At 43.1% G+C, this 3,506-nt stretch carries 4 protein-coding genes; all 4 read right to left on the bottom strand.

Going from position 1 to position 3,506, the window contains the following annotated elements; all coding sequences use genetic code 11:
• Window positions 1–325, bottom strand: a 325-nt coding sequence (locus tag ACWVCM_RS03405; RefSeq protein WP_455200304.1) for a GTP-binding protein, incomplete at its 3' end; no start/stop codon positions are given.
• Window positions 326–709: 384 nt separating this feature from the next.
• Entirely contained in the window at window positions 710–2,143 is a 1,434-nt protein-coding gene (locus ACWVCM_RS03400; RefSeq protein ID WP_455200303.1) for a DegQ family serine endoprotease, read from the bottom strand.
• Window positions 2,144–2,181: 38 nt separating this feature from the next.
• Window positions 2,182–2,667, bottom strand: a complete 486-nt coding sequence (locus tag ACWVCM_RS03395) for a SoxR reducing system RseC family protein (protein WP_455200302.1) — start codon at window positions 2,665–2,667, stop codon at window positions 2,182–2,184.
• A gap of 10 nt (window positions 2,668–2,677) precedes the next feature.
• Window positions 2,678–3,506 (bottom strand): MucB/RseB C-terminal domain-containing protein (locus ACWVCM_RS03390; protein ID WP_455200301.1); only part of this gene is annotated, 829 nt, incomplete at its 5' end.

Raw genomic sequence — 3,506 nt, 5'->3', positions numbered from 1 at the left:
GCGACGCATCAACAACTAATAATGCCCCTTCACACGCTGCCAGACTTCGTGAGACTTCGTAAGAGAAATCAACATGTCCCGGGGTATCAATAAAATTCAGTTGATAAGTTTCACCGTTTTGCGCTTTGTAGTTCAGGGTAACGCTTTGCGCCTTAATGGTGATCCCGCGCTCCCGTTCCAGATCCATAGAATCAAGGACCTGTTCAGCCATTTCTCGTTCAGATAGCCCACCGCATAACTGGATAAACCGATCCGCCAGGGTAGATTTACCATGGTCGATGTGTGCAATTATGGAAAAATTTCGGATATGGTCCAGCTGGGACATACAAACCTGCTATTAAAAGCTACACATTAGGTAGCAAAATTTTCTTGTCAGTTTCTCTTATTAATCTCTGTTGTTAATTGAATAAGAGCATTTTTCATTTTAAAACCTTGAAGATGGGAAAATTAAGCCATCGATACCTTAATATAATTCCGGTACGTCAGCTTTACCAATTAAAAACAATACCTTACAACCACACCTACCGCGACCGAAATGCCACGCTATTCTAATCCATTTTGAGCTGAAATACACATGCCTTAAGCGTAGAAACCGGATTTACCTAAACAGGTAAACCCGGTTATGAGGATTTATCAGATTAGATTTGAGATTCAGCTGAATCGAAATCAGTCAGTAATGCTCGATCTTCCTGTATCTCTATCGCGCAGATTAATCGTCTTTTGCCAGTTTCAATGCCAGGAATACAGGCCCACCTCGTCGCTGCACCAACAAAGGAACCGATTTTCCAGTAGGCAAGTTATCGACAATTTTCTTGAACTGCTTGGTATCTTTAACATCAGTGTTGTTAATCATTAAAATAACGTCTCCTCGACGTACACCTGCTTTGCGCGCAGGACCCGAACTAACGTTATTTACCAGGACACCATTTTCCTTAATTTCAAGACTCTTGCGCTGCTCTCCTGTCAGATCAGTTACGACGATATTCAGTTTGTTATCCTCTGCTGCTTTTGGCGTGGGCGCAATGGCAAGCTTGGTATCTTCATCAGGCAACTCACCCAGATTAACAGTCAGCTTTTTCGATTTACCATTACGCAAAATTTCCACTTTGACATTTTTACCAACCTGCGTCATACCAACTACAGGTGGCAAGTTGGATGATCGCACAATTTTTCTACCATCAAATTTTACGACAACATCACCAACCTGAAATCCTGCTTTTTCTGCCGGGCTATCGGGTAATACCTTGGCGACCAGAGCACCTCGCGGTTTATCCATACCAAACGACTCCGCTAACTCCCGGGTAACATCCTGAATCAGTACACCTAACCATCCCCTGGCAACATGTCCTGACGTTTTAAGCTGATTGACAACATTCATCACCATATCAATAGGTATCGCAAAGGACAGCCCCATAAAACCGCCGGTACGACTGTAAATCTGGGAGTTAATACCTATTACTTTGCCATCGAGATTAAATAGCGGACCGCCGGAGTTTCCGGGATTAATTGCGACATCAGTTTGAATGAATGGCACATAGTTTTCGCGAGGCAAATTACGTCCCTTCGCACTAACGATACCTGCAGTTACTGAATAGTCGAAACCAAATGGGGAACCTATAGCCAATACCCATTCACCTACTTTCAAGGATGCTGAGCTGCCAATTTCCACCACCGGCAAGTCATCACCTTCTATTTTCAACAGGGCAATATCACTGCGAGGATCATTACCAACCATTTCAGCAACCAGCTCCCTGCGATCAGAGAGTCTGACAATAATTTCATTGGCATCTTTTATGACATGGTAATTCGTTAAAAGGTAACCATCTTTAGAAATAATAAACCCGGAACCTAATGACTTTGAATCAAAATCTTCAAATTCACGACCTTCTTCATCGCCAAAAAAATGCCTGAATAAATCACCAAACGGCCCTTCAGGTACCTCTTCACCTTTAAATGGTTGTTGTCTGCTAGTACGGGGATGTTTGATTTTTTGCGTTGTACTAATATTTACCACCGCTGCGCCATTTTTTTCTACCAGCTTGGTAAAATCTGGGAGTTCACGCGCATCAACGGAAGCCACTCCAAATGAAAAAATCATCAACGCGATAAATACAGACAAAGGCCTTACATCAATTGCACGCACCTTACTTTCTCCTGTAACTCAATTTTAAAAATAAAAATTTAGCCAAGTAATTTATATTCCGGCTGGATAGTAATTATATTGGCATGACGTAACAACACTGCCTGGTAATCTGCGTTCTTCCTGATCTTGCGATTATACCAACGCAATCCCAGGATACTGACGGCCAAACCAACCAGGGCGCCAGTCATGCTCGCATAGTCTGCGTTTATTGACATTGATTGCGGCGCAATAGTTTCGCCCAGCAATGCAAATAAAATAATAAACACAACAGGAACCGCGTAAATAATCAGTGAACCTCTCACTAGCGCATTCTCATTGATACCGACAATGACGTTATCACCAACTTTGACAGGCAACTCACCGATAACTCGAAAGATATTTCTTTTATTACCGATTACTTTTTGCAGTACTCCAGTACCGCAACCCTTATTCGCCGCACACTGCCCACACGCCGATTGACGTTGCACTTCAACCAAAATGGTGTCATTTTCTACTGCAACTACGGTTGCTTGCTCTTCGAGCATTGCCGTGTCCTTATTGTGAAGAGATGGATTCTGCAATCATTTGTACGGTTTGCTGTGGCACTTCGCCTACAACCGTAACATGATGTTTATCTAATAATGAACCATATACATTAACTGCACCCATACTGGATGCACCAACGAATCCTTCATTCTGTACACCAAATTGCTCAATATAAACAGATATAGTTGCCAGTCCATCAGTTACCACCAGGTAGTCAACCGGCTTATTTTTATCCGGCATTTTATGTTTGGAGCGGTCGGTAACCTCAAATCCCTCCGGCATACGAACCACCTGCCACGCACTACTATTTTCTGTTTTTTCTGCTGCTTGACCGGTTTTATCCCTTCCATTGTGCCAGGTGTAGCTCTCGCCATTCACCGCGGGTTTCAACATATCATCGGGAATCATATCAACCACTGACAACTCAACAAACATCAGTTGTTCCAGTACCACTCCATCCGCCGCCAAAAGATCGGATTTGAGCAATAAACTACTGCCATTATCAATCCAGAATCGATATCCATATCGGAAATTATCTTTAGGCTGAATTGCGATGATCGTGGCGTCTCGACCGGCTACACGACCCTTGCCATCTACACGAAAATCATAATTCCCGGTAAATTCTTCAAAGTTCTTAGTTAACTTGGATAACAAATGATTATTAAATCGACGCTCACCCACCAGCACAGATTGTGAATCGGGCATATAACAAGTGACTACGTCGTTGTTGCGAATGACTTCACGTGCCTCTCCTGTTAAGTGCACCACGCGTTGAAACTCACCCGAATCATCCTGTTTATGAATAAGCTTCAGGGATTCCACCTGACCACCATGCATG

This window comes from Kaarinaea lacus (assembly GCF_975902315.1).
Note: the sequence above shows the minus strand (reverse complement) of the source record. Positions and strands in the feature narration are given on the sequence as shown.

Excerpts from the sequence above, each read along its gene's own strand:
- ACWVCM_RS03395 (WP_455200302.1), bottom strand. The coding sequence starts at position 2,667 with ATGCTCGAAGAGCAAGCAACCGTAGTTGCAGTAGAAAATGACACCATT.